The following is a 20122-nucleotide window of genomic DNA, read 5'->3' as shown; positions in this document are numbered from 1 at the left end:
ATTTTTTGTAAGATATTCATAAAACTATTATGAACGAAAATGTAACAAAAAGAAAGCCCCAACCCCCTCATGATTGAGGGGCAGGGGAGTTGAATAGGCGTAGCCTATTTTTTATTGTAAAACATTGGGGACGTGTTCCGATGCACAGGTACACGACGTAAATGAGCAAAAAATGCTCGAAACCCGCGTAAAATAAGGCAAAAACGGGATTGTCAAATTTTTTTCATCGGGGACAGGTTCCGAAACGCCGGAACACGTCCCCAAAATATTATTTTTTGCACATTCGGATCATCTGCCAGCTGTGTTTTGGGAAGAGGGCGGTGAGTTTTCCGGAATCGAGTGCTGCGTTTTGGCCGGAGACTGGTGTAACTTCCAGAGGGTGATCTTCTGTGTTGACTGCTTTTAAATTTTCGTGTGTGAGAATCTTGTGGTCAACGATCCGGTATTCAGTAAACTGGCGCAGATCACAGGAAATTTCGAGATCTTCTTCCAGGCTTTTGTTCACTGCAAAGAGTGTAAGTTCGTCGTTTTCCTGATTCCATATGAGTACAGAATCCAGGTAAGAAGCATCGCCATATGTTCTGCTTTCATATACAGGGGCTTCCACAATGGTATTCATGACTGTACCACGGCCGTATCGGCTTGTGTAGAAAAATGGATAGAAAATGGTTTGTCTCCATGCACCGGTATCAGATGTCATGATTGGGGCGATGACATTAACCAGTTGGGCCAGACAGGCAATTTTCACCCGGTCTGCGTGTCGGAGTAAAGTAATGAGCATACTTCCGACGAGCAATGCGTCTTCAAAATTGTAAATATCCTCCAGCTGATGCGGGGCTTTGCTCCATTTTGGAAGTTTTGCGTCGGCGTCATTGGAGTGGTACCAGACATTCCACTCGTCAAAGGAAAGATTGATCTGTTTATTCGTTCGCTTTTTGGCTTTGACGCAGTCGCAAATTGAGATTACAGATGAAATAAATTGATCCATGCCTACGCTGCTGGCGAGGAAATCTGCAGTGTCACCATTTGCGTTCCCATAATATTGATGCAGGGACAGATAATCTACCTGATCATAGCACAGATTCAGCACGGTTTCTTCCCAGGAGCCAAAGGTCGGCATTTCAAGATTGGAACTTCCGCAGGCAACGGTTTCAATAGAAGGATCCAGCATTTTCATCATTCGTCCGGTTTCTTCGGCGGTACGTCCATATTCCACAGCTGTCTTGTGACCGATCTGCCATGGCCCGTCCATTTCATTTCCCAGGCACCAGAGTTTGATATGATGAGGCTTTTCGTACCCATGCTTTTTTCGAAGATCGCTGTAATATGTGCCACTTTCAAAATTACAATATTCCAGAAGATTTTTGGCATCTTCAGGACCTCTTGTTCCCAGATTGACTGCCATCATAACTTCCGTATCCGCTTTCTGTGCCCAGGTCACGAATTCATTTAGTCCAAACGCATTTGTCTCGATGACCTGCCATGCCGGATCCGGCCGGGCTGGACGCAGATCCTTCGGACCTACACCGTCTTCCCAGTGATAACCGGATACAAAATTTCCGCCAGGATACCGCACGACAGGAACCTGAAGTTCACGAACCAGTTCCAACACATCAGTACGCATTCCGTCTGTATCTGCAAAAGGACTCCCGGGCTGATAGATTCCCTCATATACAGCACGTCCAAGATGCTCAATAAAAGATCCAAAGATCCGTTTGTCGACGTCCCCGATAAGAAAATGCCTGTCCACAATAATTTCTGCTTTTTTCATTTAAAATCCTCCTTGCTCTTTTCGCGTGATACAATCGTCATGCTTACTTTACTTTTAATGATACTTTTTATGAATGGCTTAAAAATTAAAACTATAGAATATTCTAAAGACAGTATATCATAGAAACACATAGATCAGTACAGATTTCAATTCACAGGTACACGACGTAAATGGGCAAAAAACGCTGGAAACCCACATAAAATAAGGGGAAAATGGAATTGTCAGATTTTTTTCATCGGGGACGGGTTCCGAAACGCCGGAACACGTCCCCGATGATATATAATTATTCATACTTTTTAAATATGTGATTGTATATGAGTGAAGTGATCAGGGCGGACAGGGAAAATCCGCAGAACATTCCGATCAGTGTGAACAGTCCCAGTATTTGAGGAAAGTGAAGAAGCAGGTAAAGTATCGTGCCGTAATACAGGAACAGCAGCAGTGTCCAGGGTAAGTGGGCGATGCTGAGAAGGAGAGCATTCTGTAATGCTTTTGTTGTCGGGCTGTTAAAGTAGGATACAACCGGGAATAAATAGAGGAAAATGGCGCATAGAATCAGGGTGATCAGTATCAGGAGGATGCGCAATATGGAAAAATCGGAGCCTTGTGCATTTAATATCCGGTAGTCGTATCCAAGGAAGCAGATCATAATAAGGCAGAAGATCCAAAGGATTGTGCTCTGCCTGAAATTGGAGCGGAAAGCCTCAAAAAAGCCTTTGATGATGTATGGTTCTTTTTTTCTCACTATTTTCAGCGTGACTGTATAAAGGGAACTGATGGATGTTCCGATTGTAAAAACCGGTATACAGCTGATGATAAAAACAATATTCAGCACAACAAGATCAAAGAGTTTTCCGAGCGTCTGCATTACGATATTATCCATATTAAACAGTCGATTCATAGGTTTACCTCTCTTTCCGATATAAACTGCCCGGGGACATCAGTCGCCCCGGGTATATAAATGGGTTTTACGGTAGGTGCTGGGTGAAACCCCGGTCATTTTCTTGAATACAATAGAAAAGTACTGTGAGGTATCGAACCCGGTAACAGCTGCGATATTCTGTATTGATTCGGATGTTGATGACAGAAGCTGTTTGGCCTTCTTTATTCGTTCCTGGGAAACATACTCGGACAGGCTGATTCCTGTGAGCTGCTTGAACAGTCGCGAAATGTAGGTCTCATTATAATTTACAACCCGCGAGATTGTGGCAAGATTGATGGTTTCGCTCAGGTGCTGACCGATGTAAAGTTTGATTTTTTGAATCAGCAGATTGTTTTTATCGGTTTTTTTGGAATCCTGTATCTCGAACAGGTGATGTGACAGCGAGCCAATGTAATGAAATGCTTCTTTCCATGAGGAAAAGTCATAAATGTAGTACAGTTGGTAAAGCGCAATTTTAGAAGCAAGGTGTTCCTGAAGCTGATACAGGTCAATGTAGTTTAAAAGCAGCAGGGCGATGGACATATAAATTTTGATCGCCCGAATATCATGCATGCTCCGGATGGTCGTGCATTCTTCTTCGAGTTTCTTCAAAACAGCGGCATAGTCTGTTTCGCTTCCCTGATATAAGGAAAATGTCAGTTCCTGAAGAAGACGATCGATTTCGGTCCGTTCAATATAGTCCCCGGAATGCAGGAATAATGAGGAAGGCTCATCATCCAGAATGTTGACCGAGGAATAGATCAAAGGAGCCTTGGTGATAAAAGAGTCCGCATACTGCTGCAACGTGTAAAAGTTTTTGTATATGTTTTCCCAGTCTGAGGCGGCAGGATAAAGCACAACTGTCACATGGCGGTGCAGGGTATCCGTACAATAATCACTGAAATCATTTGCCAGAGACTCCAGCAGGTCGAATTCGGAAGCAAGGGACGGGTCAAAAGAGGGCTGAAACAGCCACAGCAAGGTACCCTGTTCCAGATCCAACATGGAATAGTGGAATTTATTGACGCACAGCCGGTCCATGAGCTGCAGATATTCCAGCGTTGTCCTGGAATGAATCCGGTATTTTTCCTGAAATGTACGATGATGGATCTGGGTGTACATCAGGAAAACGGGCGAGTTCAGATCAAGTGGAAATTCTGAGAAACTGATCTGAAGAGACTGGATAATTTTATCAATACTTCCACCTGAAAAAATCTCTTTTAAAATGGTTTGCTGCAGCAGATGGGAGAGAAGCATGGACTTCTGACTTGCTGTAGACAACAGATGAAGTTTGGCGGCTTCCGACTGAATTTCCCGGATTGCAGAAAATACTTCATCCAAAATGACCTCATCACTTTCCGTTTTCAGGAGATAGCGGGAGTGGTCAAGCTTGTCAGCAGCATAAATGTGTTCAAAATTATCAAATGCCGTAAGAAAAATGAAACGGCAGTCGGGATAATATCCGGCGATGCCGGAGGCGGTATCAATGCCGGATAATCCGGGCATGTGAATATCCAGCAGCGCCAGATCAATTTTCATGGTCTTTGCAAGATCCATCGCTTCGATTCCCGAGTAACATTTATAAACTTCAAGATCCTCGCCCGCATGTTCTAAAATCAGTGCGGCGAGATAATTTACAATATAGTGTTCATCATCAACGATCAGCAGTTTCATTTGTAAGATCCCCCTTTATTTTTTTGTCCAGTGTAATGGAAACTTTCAGCCCGCCGAGTGAAGAACGCGACACGTGAAGAGAATCATGGGTATTGGAGAAAATGATCAGCCGGCGCTGAATGTTCAGGATACCGGACATTTCAAGATCAGAACCGGGTTCTCTGACTTTCATCAGATTTTGTGTAAGCTGCCGGAGCTTCTGGTCCGTAAGCTCTTCACCGTTGTCCTCAATATCAATTCTCAGCAGATCTCCGGATGGATAAAAGCAGACCTGACAGATTCCGTCTTTGATTTTATTTGCAAGCCCATAATTAAACGCGTTTTCCAGAATCGGCTGTAATATCAGTTTCGGAACAACGATGGACTCAAAGCCGTCAGGGAGCTGTTCAAAATCAATCCGTATACGTCCGGCAAAACGAAGCCCCTGTATATATGCATAGTTTTTTGCATGTTCATATTCTTCGGCGAGCGGGACATGATCCATGCTGTTCCTGGTAAGATAGCGGAAATAAAGGCCAAGCGCATTTGCGATATTCTGTGCATCTTCCATATTTTCCGTCTGAATCATACGCTGAAGCATGAAAAAACTGTTATATAGGAAATGTGGATTGATCTGTGCCTGGAGCTGTTTCAGTTCGGCTTTTTGCAGCAGCAGTTTCTGGGTATAGTCTTTTTCAATGAGCTGGCTCAGCTTTTTCGTCATTTCATTGAAAGCATGATATAAATAGGCAAAATCCGGGCTGTTCAGGTTTTCAATCTGCACTTTAAAATTTCCTTTTTCTACTTCGCGGAACGCATTGATCAGCTGGACAAGCGGTCTGTGGACAAGGCGGTAGATTTCCACGAAGAAGACAATGCAGGCAATCGAGATCAACAGCAGAAAAAGCAGATGCAGCAAAGGCGTCATGCTTGCAGCGCTTATGATGTCTGTTGTTGGAATTAAGCGGATATACTGGAAGGAGATATCCGGCATTTCGTAAACGAATGCGTAATACTCCGCGCCGTCCAGAGTGATGACCTCACAGGGAAAACTGCCTTTGGATCCGGAGAACTGTTTTGACATGTCCCGTAATTCATCCTCCATACTGCTGTCCATATTGGACAGTGAGAACTGCGTTCCGATTGTGAAAAGGTAATGCTCATTCTCATAGGAAATGTTATTCTTCATATAGGAATCAAGATCATTTACGGAAAGCACAAATATAAGTCCGTAGGAGGCGTTTGAAAACGGCATCAGGCAGCAGGCAAGTTCGTCCTGTCCGGTGAGCGGGTTCTGATAATAGTGAAATACACCTGTTTCCTGAGAAATTTCTTTGAGAGTACCGCTTTCTTCTTCTGTGATAGTGGTAAAACTTCCAAGCTGATATCCGTCTGAATTGTACATAACTTTCTGGTTTTCAAAGAAAACATGGGCGGACTGGCAGAATGGAAGCGAAAGTGCGGCTGAGGAAAGTTCTTCTCTCAAAAGATTGATCTGGACTGATCTCTGGTAGGTAGACAGACCGGACAGACCATTTGCAAATGTCTGGAGATTAGACTGGCGCACAAGGGTGAATCCGGATCCGTAAATGGTATACAGAGAATTATTCAGATGCGAGATATAGGTTGTATTGTTGGAATCTATGGAAGAAAGAACCTGTTTTCTCAAAATCTGATTGCTGTACTGGAGTGTGAAAAACCATACAATAATCAATGGAAAAACGAGACATAAAAACAGGATGACAATTTTTTTCAGCAATGTATTATTTCGTTTCATTTGGTCCACTCCTTTGATGCTTTCTTATAATAAATGTAGTATATCATGAAAAGGAAACGATTCAATTTGGAAAAGTTATAAAATATTGCGATCTGTATAAAAATATGCTTGTTATATATTTAACTGACAATAAATTATAAAAAAGAAAAGAATTTATATGGTTATTTTCCGCAGGACTCGTGATAATAGAGAAAACCTGACGATCATAAAGAAATGGAGGAGTGAAAATGAAAAAGAGAAAAAAAGTACTTGCAGTCTTGTTGACAGGATGCGTAATGGCAGGTTTGCTGGCCGGCTGTATGGAACAGGGAACCAGCGGAGGTTCATCCAAATCCAATAAGGAAGCCGTGGAGATTCCGGAAGATCCGTGGGATCCGTATGAAGAAACCGTGACAATCAGCACTGTACTTCCGGAAAACGCGGGAATCCAGTTCGCGGAAGGAGACAGTTATGATGACAACCCGTGGTATCGTGCGTACAAAGAATGGTTTAACATTGAGGTTGTAAATGACTGGGTAAGTAATGATTATGACACAAAACTGAATCTGACCATTGCAGACAAAAGTATTCCGGATGTATTCTGTGTTGACGCTCAACAGCTTCGTCAGCTGAAAGAAGCGGATATGATCTACGACCTGACAGATATTTTTGATGAATATGCATCCGATCTTCTGAAAGGTTATATGGAACAGGAGAGCGATACGTTTGAAACCGGACATCTGGACGGAAAACTGTATGGAATTCCTCAGCTGTCCTATGGAATCATCGACCAGCCAAACCAGATCTGGATCAGGAAAGACTGGAAAGAGAATCTGAAGCTGGAAGATCCTCAGACGATGGACGATGTGATTGCGATCGCAAAAGCTTTCCAGGAAAATTACGGCGGATACGGCCTGACAGAAAATCAGGATCTGGACTGCTTTAAAATGCTTGCGGTAGCATGGGGAGCACACCCGGATATCTGGGTAGAAACAGCCGACGGCTCACTTGGATACGGCTCGGTACAGCCGGAGATGAAAGAAGCGCTGGAAGCATATACACAGTGGTACAAAGACGGAATTGTAGATCCGGAGTTCACTACAAAAGATCTGGAAAAAATGCTGGAAGGCGAAATCAGCGAACAGACAGGTGTCAGCCCGTACTATCAGTATTGGGGATACGATCCGGGCCCGAGTGTCGTACAGAATCTCGGAACAGACGCAATCTTTGAACCGTATAAGATTCCGTCGGCTAACGGTGAAGAAGTTCTTGCAAATGTTACATTTGCAAACTATGGCTATATTGTAGTCAGCAAAGACTGCAAGAATCCGGAAGCAGTGCTGAAACTCCTCAATTTCTACGCACATGTCATGGATGAAGGAGATCAGGAAGATACTGAGTTTATCAACGAACTGTTTGGAAACGCATATACAAATATTCCGTATGCTCTCCGTGTTATCAATCCAGATACAGACTACAATCAGTTTATCAAAGTTACCGATACACTTGCGGTAAGTCTGGACGAAGATCCTGCAACACTTGGCAAAGACGGAGTAAAATACTCCAACTGTGTAGACTTTATCAAAGAAGGTGCATCTACAGGAGTAGGAGATTATCTGCAGCAGGGCGGACCAAAATCGGCATATCGTATTTCCAAGGAGATTATCGATAACGAAGAATATATTCGTGACGCTATGTGGGGACCTCAGACAGAGACACTTCTGAGTGCAGGAAGTACATTGGATGATATCCTGATCGAAGGATTCACCAAAATTATTGTAGGAGAAGAAAGCATTGACTATTTTGATACACTGGTAGCTGACTGGGAGAGCGCAGGCGGTGCAAAGGCGACAGAAGAAATCAATGAAACCTATGGAAACAACTAAGAAGGTGGGCGTATGAAAAAATTAAAAAGACAATGGCAGTATCATCTCATGCTGCTTCCGGGCGTGATTTTGATCTTCATATTCGCATATATCCCGCTTTACGGGGTGATTATCGCATTCGAAGATTACAACCCGGCGCTTGGTTTTTCATCCCCATGGGTCGGTCTGAAAAATTTTGAGTATATTTTCAGTCAGCCGGCTTTCCTGAGAACGATCTGGAACACATTCTTTATTGCGGTGGCCAAGCTGATCGGAGGAATTGTCGTACCGGTTATCTTTGCACTGCTGCTCAATGAGCTGGTATCCAACAGGCTGAAAAGAATTTTTCAGACCTTGATTTACATTCCAAACTTTTTGTCCTGGGTTATTATGGCCGGAGTTTTAATCGATATTCTTTCTAATACAGGAGTGATCAATCAGTTCCTTGGAATTTTTGGAGTCGGTCCGGTTAATTTTCTTGGGAATGCATCTATTTTCCCGTGGACAATGATCGTGACAGATATCTGGAAAGGTTTTGGATTCGGGACAGTTGTATATCTGGCCGCATTGACCAGTATTGATCCGGGGCTGTATGAATCGGCGATTCTGGACGGAGCGACAAGATGGCAGCAGATCCGTTATATTACGCTTCCGCTTTTGATGCCTACCATTATCCTGATGCTGGTGCTTGCTCTTGGAAATGTGCTGAATGCAGGATTTGACCAGATTTACAACCTGTATTCACCGATTGTTTACCAGACCGGGGATATTATTGATACATATGTATACCGTCTTGGTATCGAGCAGGCACAGTACTCGGTTGGAGCCGCAATCGGTTTGTTCAAATCAGCGGTTTCCGCAGTGCTTGTTTTGACATCCTACATTCTTGCTGACAAATGTGCGGGATATAAGATTTTCTAGGAGGGATGAAATGCAGTATAAAACAAAAGGCAATAAAATTTTCAACGTTGTGAACATCTTTATTTTGACGATTGTATCGCTGACATGTATCCTTCCATTTATCAATCTCCTGGCAATTTCTTTCAGCGACAGTGCTGCGGTTTCTGCAGGAGCGGTAGGGTTTGTCCCGGTAGACTTCACTTTGAGCGCATATGAGTATGCGCTCAAAGGAGGAAAGTTTTTAAGAGCCCTTTTGATTTCATTTGAAAGAGTATTTCTGGGGGTAGGAATTAATCTGATTCTTATGATTCTTACCGCATATCCTCTGTCAAAGACCAGAAAACAGGTTACAGGAAGAAGCGTTTACATGGTGTACTTTGTTATCACCATGCTCGTATCCGGCGGAATGATCCCGACGTACCTTGTTGTCACAGGACTGGGACTGAAAGATACGATCTGGGCGCTTGTACTTCCGGGCGCCGTACCGGTTTACAACATGATTATTCTGATGAATTTTATGAGAGGTATTCCGGAAGAAATTGAAGAGGCGGCGGCCATTGACGGTGCGAGTCCGTTCCAGATTCTGGTGAAAGTACTTCTTCCTGTTTTGAAACCGGCGCTTGCAACGGTAGGTCTGTTTTGTATCGTAACACACTGGAACGACTGGTTCAGCGGAATGATTTACATGAACAACCCGAACAATTATCCGCTGCAGACTTATCTGCAGACACTGCTTCAAAGCTTTGAGCAGCTGCTTCGTTCCTCTCAGGGAGCGCAGGATATTCAGGCATTGCTTGTACAAATGGACGCAAGGACAGGAAGGGCGGCACAGCTGTTCCTTGGAGCGATTCCGGTTATGATTATTTATCCTTTCCTGCAGAAATATTTTACAAAAGGATTAGTTCTGGGAAGTGTAAAAGGCTAAAAGATTATATCAGCATGTGGAGTATAAGATGAGACAGATTCATGTAAGAGATTACGGGATAATACCCGGTGATGAGAAGGAAACAACTTTAAAACTGAGAAAGATGCTTCAGGAAATACGGCAGGAAGAGAATCTGGAAATCCGGTTTGAAAAGGGGATCTACCATTTTTATCCGGATTATGCGGGGGAAAAACTGCTGTACATATCGAACCACGATGAAGACACCATAAAAAAGGTGGCATTTGATCTGAGCGGGATGAAACAGGTCAAAATCAGCGGTACGGATACGCAGTTTCTGTTCCACACGGATATTCTGCCGTTCCATATTGACAGATGCAGGGAGATCTGTATTGAAGGGATCACAATTGACTATGCACGGACCGGATATTCAGAAGGTAAAATTGTGAAAGTGACGGACAAAAAGATGCTTCTTGAGATCAATCGGGAGGAGTATCCATACCGGATCATTCACGGGAACATTTTTTTTGAAGAGGAAAATGGACTTGCTGAACTGTATTGCGGATGTCTGGAAATGGATGCCCGGAGATGTGCTCCGGTATACAGGGGAAGGGATATCAGTTTCAACAAGCCATACCCGTCTTCCTATGGGGCGACCTTCCGGGAAGAAGGGGAGAATCTGGTGGAAATCAGTCTTACAGGGGGGCAGAAGTTTCCCGAAACATCAAAGTCGGGGAATATTCTGATCCTGCGGCATCACTGGAGGACGCATCCGTGCTTTTATCTTACAGACAGCGCAGATGTAACATTAAGACATATTACGATTTATCACTGTACCGGGATGGCAGTCATATCACAGTTTACAAAGAATATTACAATCGAACAGGTGGATATACGAAGACACCCGGTAAAGAAGAGAATGTTTACGGCGACAGCGGATGGATTTCATTTTGTGTATGCCGGTGGAAAAATTCAGATCAAAGACTGCCTGGTGGAAAATCAGCTGGATGACCCGGTTAATATTCACGGAATCTACGGAAGAATTCATAAGGTGCTTAACAAAAAAGAAGTCATTGTGGAACTCGTGGAAGGTATGCAAAAAGGAGTAAAACTGGGACAGCCGGGAGAACTCTTCGGGATCATTGACAACCGGACGATGCTGGAAAAAGAAAGAGCAGAAGTCTGTGAAGTTACGATGCTGAATAAAGATTTTCAGTATATCGCCTTTCGAGATGAGATGGAATCTCTGACACAGGGGTTTGTAGTAGAGAATAAATCCTATGCGCCGGATGTATTGATTGAGGGCTGTACATTTCGAAACAACCGGGCGAGGGGGCTTCTACTAACAACCGCGGGGCAGGTGATTGTGCGGAAGAACCGGTTTGAAACACCGGGAGCGGCTATTTTGATCGAAGGAGACTCTAATTATTGGTTTGAGTCAGGAGCGACGAAGTATATTCTTCTAGAGGAGAATGAGTTTATCAACTGTGCGTATGTTCCCCAATGGGGAAGTGCACCGATTCAGGTATCCCCAAGTGCCGGGATCTGGGAAGAAGGACAGAGATACCATCAGTATCTGGAAGTAAGGAAGAATCTCTTTCGATGCTTTGACAACCGCCTGGTTTACGCGGTTAATCTGGAAACACTGATTTTTCAGGATAACAAAATAGAAAAAACAGATCAGTTTCCGCCGATTGCGGGCGAGGCATTTAAGCTGGACGGAGTACTAAAGTTTCAGACAGATTATTATGGATAAAGGAGAACATCATGGGTGAAAAAATCAGAATCGGACTGATCGGACTGGGATGCAGAGGAGCAATGCTTCTGGAGGATGTCTTTCTCAATCATGAGGATGCAGTGATCAGTGCAGTGTGCGATGTATATGAAGACAGATGTGAAAAAGCGGCAAAACTGATTGTGGAGAAGACAGGAAAGGAGCCGTATCAGACTACGGATTACAGGAAGATATATGAATGTTCTGATATTGACGCGGTCATTTTGTGCAGCTCCTGGGAATCACATATCCGTCTGGCCATCGAGGCGATGGAAGCAGGAAAACCGGTCGGTTGTGAAGTAGGAGGCGCCTACTCGATTCAGGAATGCTGGAGACTGGTTGAAACGTATGAGAAAACGGGAACGCCGATTATGCTGCTGGAAAACTGCTGCTATGGGCGGGACGAGATGATGGCATACCATATGGTAAAAAAGGGCGTGTTTGGAAAAATTGTCCACTGTGCCGGAGGATATATGCATGATTTGAGAAAGGAAGTCGCTTACGGGAAAGAAGAACGGCATTACAGACTGAGAAATTATATTCACCGTAATACAGAAAATTATCCGACCCACGAACTGGGACCGATTGCACGGATTCTTGGAATTAACCATGGAAACCGTATGGTGTCACTGACATCCATGGCGTCGAAAGCGGAAGGACTGGAAGAGTATATCAAAAAAGAAAAGCCGGATGATCAGGAACTTCGTGAGGTCAGATTTCAGCAGGGAGATATCGTTACGACACTGATTAAATGTGCAAATGGCGAAACGATTACACTGAAACTGGACACGACTCTTCCAAGGTATTATTCCAGAGGATTTTTTGTGCAGGGAACAAAAGGACTGTTCAACGAGGAGAATGGATCGATTTTTCTGGATGGAGAACATGAGAAGTATGATTTCTCCTGGAAGGATCAATGGGGAAACATCGAAACTTACAGAGAAACATATGAACACCCTGTGTGGAGACGATATCTGGAAGAAGGAGTAAAGCGTGGACACGGAGGAATGGACTGGCTTGTCTTCTGTGATTTTGTAGAAGCCATCAGAGACCATAAACCGATGCCGATTGATGCATATGATATGGCATCATGGATGAGCATTTCGACATTGGCGGAACAGTCTATTACACTTGGAAGCCAGCCGGTAGCAGTACCGGATTTTACAAACGGAGCATGGATGATGCGGTAAACGGGCAAAAGCCTGAAGGGGCACAGTTGAAAAGCTGTGCCCGTTTTTTTACAATAGAAGAAATGAAAAACGGGAGGAAATTATGGAGCAGAAAAAAGAGATGTATGAAATAAGACTTGTAAGTTCTTTGGAGAAAGTTTTTCTGGAGGAAAGGCCGGTTTATCGTCCGGAGTGTATGAAGCTGACTTGCCTGAAGGGAGAAACGATTTCTTTTCAGGCCGCCTGTACGAGTACAGATTCGGAGCGGCGCCGGGTAACGGTACAGGTAGAATCAGAGATTAAGGATCTGATCCGTGTCAGACAGGTGGAAAATGTACCGGTATGTAAGGCATGCGGAAACAGGACAGATGATAACTACCTGAAAACAGAAGCGGGCTTATATCCGGATCTGTTAAGAGAACTGGAACATAATGAAACATATATTTACCCTCAGCAATGGAGGAGTCTCTGGATTGATATTGAAACGCCAGAAGATGTTTTGGCCGGAGTATATCCTGTTACGATTATCTTAACGAAAGGCCAGGAAAAACTTGCGGAAGCAAGGACAGAAGTTACCATATACAATGCGGTACTTCCAAAGCAGAAGATCCTGCATACAGAATGGTTTTATGCGGACTGTCTTGCGGATTATTATCATGTGCCGGTCTTTTCGGAAGAACACTGGAAGATTATGGAAAACTATATCCGGGAGTATGTAAAACGCGGCGGCAATATGATTCTTACACCGCTTTTTACACCGGCGCTTGATACGGCTGTCGGGCATGAGCGGACGACAACACAGCTCCTCGATATTGAAATGAAATCAGGAGAGTATCACTTTGGGTTTGAAAAACTGAAACGCTGGGTCGATCTTTGCAGAAGCTGCGGCATTCAGTATTTTGAGATGAGCCATCTTTTCTCCCAGTGGGGAGCCGCATATGCGCCAAAAGTGGTTGCACTCAAAGATGGAAAAGAGGAGAAAATCTTTGGATGGCATACACCGGCATCAGGAAAGTATACAGACTTTCTGCATGTGCTGCTTCCGCAGCTTACGGGAAAGCTGAAAGAATGGGGGATCGCTGAGGTAACCTGGTTTCATCTGTCCGACGAACCACGAGAGGAAGATCTGGATAGTTACCGTGCGGCGAGAGAATCTATTGAAGACCTGCTGGACGGATTTCATACGATGGACGCACTTTCGGACTATAAATTTTATGAACACGGACTCGTTGAGCAGCCGGTTCCGGCAAATGATGCGATTCAAGAATTCCTGAACCACGGAGTAGAAAATCTGTGGACTTATTATTGTGTGTCGCAGTCTTATGAGGTGAGTAACCGATTTATGGCAATGCCGTCTCTCCGTAACCGGATTTACGGGTTGCAGCTTTATAAATACCGGATTGCCGGAATTCTGCACTGGGGTTATAATTTTTATAACAGCCAGTATTCGCTGGAAGCGGTGAACCCATATCAGGTGACAGACGCAGGGGGATGTTTTGCGGCGGGAGATCCGTTCCTTGTTTATCCGGGAACAGACGGGTATCCGGAGGAATCCATTCGCATGATGGTGCTGGAAGAGGCGCTTCAGGATCTGCGCGCATGTGAACTTCTTGAATCTCTGGCAGGACGTGAAACTGTCATGGAATGCATAGAGGAGAATCTGGCAGAGCCTCTGACATTTACATGTTTCCCGAAAACAGACTATTATCTGATTGCTCTGAGGAACCGGATTAACCGCGAAATCGCAAAACGGATTTAGTCCATAACTATAGATAAAGATGATAAACTGATAGACAAACCTTATTTTACACTCCGAAGTGTACCGACGTATAATAGACGTACTATGAAGTTTGTTTGGGAGGAGGCAGCGGAGCGTTTATGGAGAAAAAGCAGATTTTCTGTGGGATTTGTTCGACCGGGTGTCCGATGGATGTTTATGTGGAGGATGGAAAGGTTGTTTCCGTTGAGGGCCGTGTGGAGAATGGAAAGAGCCGGGGACTTTGTTCTAAGGGAGCGGCGTCAAAGCAGTACCTTTATAATGAGGAGCGGATCCTGTATCCGATGAAGCGCGTCGGGGAGAGGGGAAGCGGAGAGTTTGAGCGGATTTCCTGGGAAGAAGCGTATGATCTGATTGTGGAGAATCTGAACCGGGTGAAGGAGCAGTACGGGGCAAAATCTGTGGTATTTTATGCGGGTTACCCAAAGTGGTACAGGCCTGCGCTTCTGCGCTTCGCAAATGCGTTTGAAAGTCCGAATTTCTGTACGGAATCGAGTACCTGCTTTCAGGCTTCGGATCTGGCGTGGAAGTCGGTTTACGGAAACGGGATCTGTTTTCCGGATCTGGCCCATACGAAGACGCTTTTGCTTTGGACGAGCAATCTGTTCCATTCTAATACACCGATGGGAAAGATGTACCGGAGTTTAAAGGAGCGGGGTGTGAAGATCATTGCGGTGGATCCGCGTAATACAGTGACTGTGAAGGAGGCGGATATTCATCTGAAGATCACGCCGGGGACGGATGGAGCGCTTGCCCTTGCGATGGCCCATGTGATTATTGAGGAGAATCTTTACGACAAAGAGTTCGTGGAAAAGTATGTACATGGGTTTGAGGAATATAAGAATTATGTTCGGAAGTTTCCACCGGAGAAGGTACAGGAGATTACCGGGGCGGACGCGGATCTGATCCGGGAGGCGGCAAGGCTCTATGCCGGCAACAAGCCTTCGGGAATCCAGTTTTCGGTTTCTACGATTGTCCATCATATCAATGGTTTTCAGAACTACCGGGCGGTGTTCTGTCTGATTGCGCTGACGGGAAATTATGATATAGAGGGAGGAAACCGCTCGAGGCCGGGGCCTACATCACCGTGCAACGAGTTTGGAAAAGTCATTCGTTATAACGAAGAAGAGGCCATCGGGGAGAAGGATTTTCCGGTGTGGTTCGATCTGCCTTGTCAGGAGGCCCAGTGCACAAGACTTGCGGACTATATCCTGGAGGAGGATCCGTATCCTTTGAAGGCAGTCTTTGCCATGGGACTGAATCACCGGATGTGGCCGCAGCCGGAGCATCTGCAGAAAGCACTTGGAACGCTGGATTTTTATGTCAACACAGAGCTGTTCTGGTCGGACTCTTCCAAAATGGCGGATCTGGTACTGCCTGCCTGCACCACATTTGAACGTGAGGAGGTCAAGGCGCTTCGGGGAGGAATGTTTGCGCTGAATCAGCGGGCGGTGGAGCCTGTCGGAGAGGCGAAAAATGATATTGAAATCATTATTGAACTGGCACGGAGAATGCAGTTGAAAGATAAAGTACTGACTGGAGGCTACGAATCCTACATGAATTATATTCTGGAACCGTCGGGTCTGACGCTGGAGGATCTCCGCAGCCATCCGGCCGGAATGAGAGGGAAAGTAATTTTTCCGCCGAGGGAACGGACTTACGAGGATGAGCCGTTTCATACGCTGTCCGGGAAGGTGGAATTTTCCTCACTGGTACTTGAGAAATATAAGGAAAGCAGAGGATATGATCCGCTGCCTGTCTACAAGGATTTCCGGGAACAGGATCAGGTGGACCGGAAGGAGTATCCGCTGATTTTAAATACCGGAGCCAGAAAACCACAGTTTTTCCATGCGAGAATGTACCGGCTTCCATGGCTTTCCGGTCTGGAAACGAACCCGATGGTGGAGATTCATCCGGATGACGGAAAGACTTACGGAATCGCAGACGGAGATCCGGTGAAAGTGACCTCTCCGGCCGGGGAAATGCAGGGGACAGCCGTGTATTCCATCACTGGAAATCCTGGCGTGGTCTACATTTATCACGGAAATAAAAAAGGGGAAGCGAACAATCTGATTGACCGGAACTATCTGGATCCCTATACGGGTTTTCCGGGATATAAAAGCTATTTCTGTAAAATAGAAAAGCAGGCGGAGGTGACAGGAAATGCCGTATCGACTGAAATTTAATACCGCAGGATGCGTCGGATGTTATGCGTGCCATACGGCATGTCTGGACGCACATCATGGTGCAGAAGAGATTCATGCAAGAAGTTTTCGGACGATCCGGAAGGTGACAGATGAGGAGAAGGGATTTTCTTATGAGATCTGTCCGGGCTGCACTCATTGCGGAGCATGCGCAGAGGTATGTCCGTCAGGTGCGCTTTACCGGGATCAGGAATACGGATGGATTCTGGTTGACAAGGAGATGTGTATCGGCTGCGGAGCATGTGAAAAGGTCTGTCCGGATCATGTGATTTTTCTGGATGAAAATAAAAAAGCAGCGAAATGTGACGGCTGCATTGAGCGGCTGAAAGAAGGAAGGGAGCCGGCGTGTGTGTCCGTCTGCTGTCTGGATGTAATTACACTGGAGAAAGAATAGATGAGCAAACAGAGAACCGATCTGGCCGGATACATTCTGGCGGGAGGCAGAGGAAAAAGGATGGGCGGACGGCAGAAACTCTATCTGCGGCATCAGGGGAAGTATCTGGCTCTATGGGCAATGGAGACGCTCCGCTCTCTGGAGAATTTTTATATTTCGGTAGCTGAGATTCCAAATGAGACCGTGGGGAGTGCCAAATGGATTACAGATCTCTATGAGGAAGCAGGACCGCTTGGAGGGATCTTGAGCGGTCTTTTGCTGTGCCCTCAGGAAGCCCTGTTTGTTGTACCGTGCGATACCTTTGGACTTGATGAAGAGATGGCAGAAATGATGCTCCGGGAATATGAGCGGAGCGGCCGTCCGGTATTTTACCGGACAGAAAAAGGACCGGAACCGTTTCCGGGCATCTATACAAAAGCAATGATTCCCGTTATGGAACGGCAGCGCACAGCAGGAAATTACAGAATGAAGAGCCTGTTTGAGACAGAAGAAGCGAAGGAATATACGTTTCTCGACGGGACAAAACAGCTGAAAAAGCTCGTCAATCTGAATACAGAGCAGGAATATCGAAGACTTCAAAGGAGGAACGATGGACGGGAAAACAGTGACAGTGAATGAAGCACAGGAACTGATAAAAAAAGTGGCTGTAAGGGAAGAAAAAACAGAGGAAGTCAGCCTGATGGATGCGGGAGGGAGAATCCTTGCTGAAGAGATCAGGGCCTGGCAGGACAATCCTCCGTTTCCAAAATCTCCTTATGATGGGTATGCTGTCCGGGCGGAAGATATCAGGGAGGCCGGAAAAGAGACGCCGGTTTGCCTGCGGGTTGTGGAGAAACTGTGCGCGGGAGAATATCCGAAGCGGGGAATCGGGCCAGGTGAAGCAACGCGGATCATGACCGGGGCACCGATTCCAAATGGGGCGGATACTGTCGTTAAGCAGGAAGAAACTGACGGCCAGGACCGGGAAGTACGAATAAGAAAAAGCCAGAATCCATATGAGAACTATTGCCCGGCAGGAGAGGACTTCCGGACAGGAGACCTGTTGATTGAGAAAGGAACCCGGCTGGATGCTGTCAGAATCGGTATTGCGTCTGCAGCAGGATACCATAGCGTCCAGGTGAGAAAGAAAGTGAAAATTGCGGTACTGACTACCGGAAATGAACTATGCCTTCCTGGCAGAACGCTTCGGCCCGGACAGATTTACGACTCCAGTCTGTTTATGATTGCAGAGCGGATGCGGGAGCTTGGCGGAGAAGTTGTGCTGGCAGAAGAAGTACCGGATGAGGAGGAGACGATTCGGACAAGCCTGAGAAAAGCGGCCGGATGCGCCGATCTGGTTGTGACGACGGGCGGGGTCTCTGTGGGAGAAAAAGATCTGGTAAAAGATGTTCTGCAGCAGGAAGGAGCAAAGTTTCTTTTTGAACATGTTCTCGCAAAACCGGGTTCTCCTACAGCGTGTTCTGTCTTACAGGGGACTTTGGTTGTAAGCCTTTCGGGGAATCCATTTGCAGCGGCCGTGCACATGGAGCTTCTTGTAAGATATGCGGCAGCATGTCTTTTGGGATGTGAGGACCTGCTTCCAAAAGAAGAACAGGGGATTTTGATGACGGCCTTTCATAAGACATGCAAAACAGACCGCTACATCAGAGGGAGAGAAGAGTCCGGCAGAATTACCATTCCTCAGGATAAAGAAAAATCAGGGATTTTAAGTTCTATGAATGGCTGCAACTGTCTGGTAAAAATCGAGAAAGGCAGAGAGCGGATTGAAAAGGGAGAACAGGTATGGTATATCAGAATATAGCAGGGCATCCGGTGCTCTTTGGAATAGCCGGGGAGAAAAATTCCGGGAAGACAACGCTGATGGAATCACTCATCCGGATTCTCACCGGAAGAGGCTTTCAGGTTGCGGCCATAAAGCATGACGGCCATGACTTTGAGGCGGACCGGGAAGGAACGGACAGCTGGAGGCACTATCAGGCAGGTGCCTATGCATCCGCAGTTTTTTCTTCCGGAAAATATCAGCTTGTGAAAAATCAAAGAGGTACGAAACTGGAAGAACTGACCGCATTTTTTCCTGAGGCGGATGTGATTTTGATTGAGGGAATGAAGGACGCGGATCATGAGAAATACTGGTGCTGTGATCCGAAGGAACTGCCGGATGCAGAAAAACTTGCGGATCGGATTGAAAAGAAGATACGAAAAGAGAGGAGTCAGATGATGGAGCTGGAAACATTGATGGAGAAGATTCAGCTTCCGGAGGAGGGAAGGAACTGTGCGGGATCCTTTCCGATGACGGAGACAGTTTATCAGAACTGGAAGAATTTATTTTACGAGGATACAAAGACATTTTTTGAGGAAGCAGATAAAAGGAAGGACAAAGAACAGTTCTATCTCTGTCTGTACCTGCGTCTGGCATGCGATCTGTACCCGGCATTTATGGAGAAAGGGATTTCCGACCGCGTTTATTTTGATACCTTTTATGATCTTACGATCTGGTACAGGCGGTGCATGAAAACGAAGGGAATTCCGGGTATTGTGGAAGAACGCTGGCTGTCGCTCCAGTTGCAGATGAAAATTTTCCGGCTTGGAAGACTTCAGTTTGAGCCGGATCCGGAGAATAAGGTTCTGCATGTGCACATTCCGGAAGGAGAGTCGCTTCTGGATGAGGAATGCGGAAAATCATTTGCGGAGGCAGACCGCTTTTTCGGACCGGAGTATACGATGTATGACTGTGAATCGTGGCTGCTCTCGCCGAAGCTTCAGAAACTCTTAAAACCGCAGAGCAACATTCTGAAATTCCAGAACCGGTTTGAGGTGGAAAAGATCATCTATCCTTTCCGCCAGGCGGAGGAAAGGGTATTTGGCGAAATCCGGGAAGATAAAGAAAACTATCCGGAACAGACAAGCCTGCAGAGAGCTGTGAAACAGCTTGTGATGACAGGGGAGGACGTCGGAATCGGTTATGGCGTGATTTATAGAAATAAACTATAAATGAACCAGTTTATTCGTAATTTCAATTTGCTACCATTATGGTGAAACAGTATAGTAATAGAT

The 20122-nt window shown here is 45.6% G+C and carries 15 protein-coding genes; 11 read left to right on the top strand and 4 right to left on the bottom strand.

Features of this window, described 5'->3' with window-relative positions:
- Positions 1-268 precede the first annotated feature (268 nt).
- The 4 genes from H6A32_RS07890 to H6A32_RS07875 form a co-directional block, all read right to left on the bottom strand.
- Complete coding sequence (locus tag H6A32_RS07890; protein WP_204864075.1) at positions 269-1771, bottom strand: alpha-N-arabinofuranosidase; 1503 nt, start codon at positions 1769-1771, stop codon at positions 269-271.
- Between the two features lie 283 nt (positions 1772-2054).
- Positions 2055-2672, bottom strand: a complete 618-nt coding sequence (locus H6A32_RS07885) for a YesL family protein (RefSeq protein WP_204864074.1) — start codon at positions 2670-2672, stop codon at positions 2055-2057.
- Positions 2673-2711: 39 nt separating this feature from the next.
- Positions 2712-4367, bottom strand: a complete 1656-nt coding sequence (locus H6A32_RS07880) for a response regulator transcription factor (RefSeq protein ID WP_204864073.1) — start codon at positions 4365-4367, stop codon at positions 2712-2714.
- Positions 4348-6123, bottom strand: a complete 1776-nt coding sequence (locus H6A32_RS07875) for a sensor histidine kinase (RefSeq protein WP_204864072.1) — start codon at positions 6121-6123, stop codon at positions 4348-4350. The genes H6A32_RS07880 and H6A32_RS07875 overlap by 20 nt, the downstream gene beginning before the upstream one ends.
- Before the next feature lie 227 nt (positions 6124-6350).
- Between H6A32_RS07875 and H6A32_RS07870 the strand changes: the two genes are divergently transcribed.
- From H6A32_RS07870 to mobB, 11 genes are all read left to right on the top strand, one after another.
- A complete protein-coding gene (locus H6A32_RS07870; protein WP_204864071.1) occupies positions 6351-7988 on the top strand; it encodes an extracellular solute-binding protein in 1638 nt (545 codons plus the stop codon).
- Positions 7989-8000: 12 nt separating this feature from the next.
- Positions 8001-8888: an ABC transporter permease gene (locus H6A32_RS07865; protein ID WP_204864070.1), complete on the top strand. Its 888-nt coding sequence runs from the start codon at positions 8001-8003 to the stop codon at positions 8886-8888.
- 10 nt (positions 8889-8898) lie between these two features.
- The gene (locus H6A32_RS07860; protein WP_191427338.1) at positions 8899-9792 is read left to right on the top strand and encodes a carbohydrate ABC transporter permease; all 894 of its coding nucleotides are present in this window, start codon (positions 8899-8901) and stop codon (positions 9790-9792) included.
- Positions 9793-9820: 28 nt separating this feature from the next.
- On the top strand, positions 9821-11506 hold the full coding sequence (locus tag H6A32_RS07855; protein WP_191427339.1) for a right-handed parallel beta-helix repeat-containing protein: 1686 nt from the start codon (positions 9821-9823) through the stop codon (positions 11504-11506).
- An 11-nt stretch (positions 11507-11517) separates the two neighbouring features.
- Positions 11518-12714 carry a Gfo/Idh/MocA family protein gene (locus H6A32_RS07850; protein WP_204864069.1) on the top strand — a complete coding sequence of 399 codons (1197 nt, stop codon included), beginning with the start codon at positions 11518-11520 and terminating at the stop codon, positions 12712-12714.
- A gap of 82 nt (positions 12715-12796) precedes the next feature.
- A complete protein-coding gene (locus H6A32_RS07845; protein WP_204864068.1) occupies positions 12797-14452 on the top strand; it encodes a DUF4091 domain-containing protein in 1656 nt (551 codons plus the stop codon).
- A 119-nt stretch (positions 14453-14571) separates the two neighbouring features.
- Positions 14572-16656 carry a molybdopterin-containing oxidoreductase family protein gene (locus tag H6A32_RS07840; RefSeq protein WP_204864067.1) on the top strand — a complete coding sequence of 695 codons (2085 nt, stop codon included), beginning with the start codon at positions 14572-14574 and terminating at the stop codon, positions 16654-16656.
- A complete protein-coding gene (locus H6A32_RS07835) occupies positions 16634-17068 on the top strand; it encodes a 4Fe-4S dicluster domain-containing protein (protein WP_204864066.1) in 435 nt (144 codons plus the stop codon). The genes H6A32_RS07840 and H6A32_RS07835 overlap by 23 nt, the downstream gene beginning before the upstream one ends.
- Positions 17069-17686: a molybdenum cofactor guanylyltransferase gene (mobA, locus tag H6A32_RS07830; RefSeq protein WP_204864065.1), complete on the top strand. Its 618-nt coding sequence runs from the start codon at positions 17069-17071 to the stop codon at positions 17684-17686.
- Entirely contained in the window at positions 17658-18869 is a 1212-nt protein-coding gene (locus tag H6A32_RS07825; RefSeq protein WP_204864064.1) for a molybdopterin molybdotransferase MoeA, read from the top strand. Before mobA ends, H6A32_RS07825 begins: the two co-directional genes overlap by 29 nt.
- Positions 18851-20059, top strand: coding sequence for a molybdopterin-guanine dinucleotide biosynthesis protein B (gene mobB / locus H6A32_RS07820; RefSeq protein ID WP_204864063.1), 1209 nt, complete (start codon positions 18851-18853; stop codon positions 20057-20059). Before H6A32_RS07825 ends, mobB begins: the two co-directional genes overlap by 19 nt.
- Positions 20060-20122 lie beyond the last annotated feature (63 nt).

The sequence above is a fragment of the Drancourtella massiliensis genome, assembly GCF_016900655.1.
Taxonomy (GTDB): Bacteria; Bacillota; Clostridia; order Lachnospirales; family Lachnospiraceae; genus Sellimonas; species Sellimonas catena.
The sequence above is the reverse complement of the archived record's forward strand: the minus strand, read 5'-3'. Positions and strand labels throughout refer to the sequence as shown.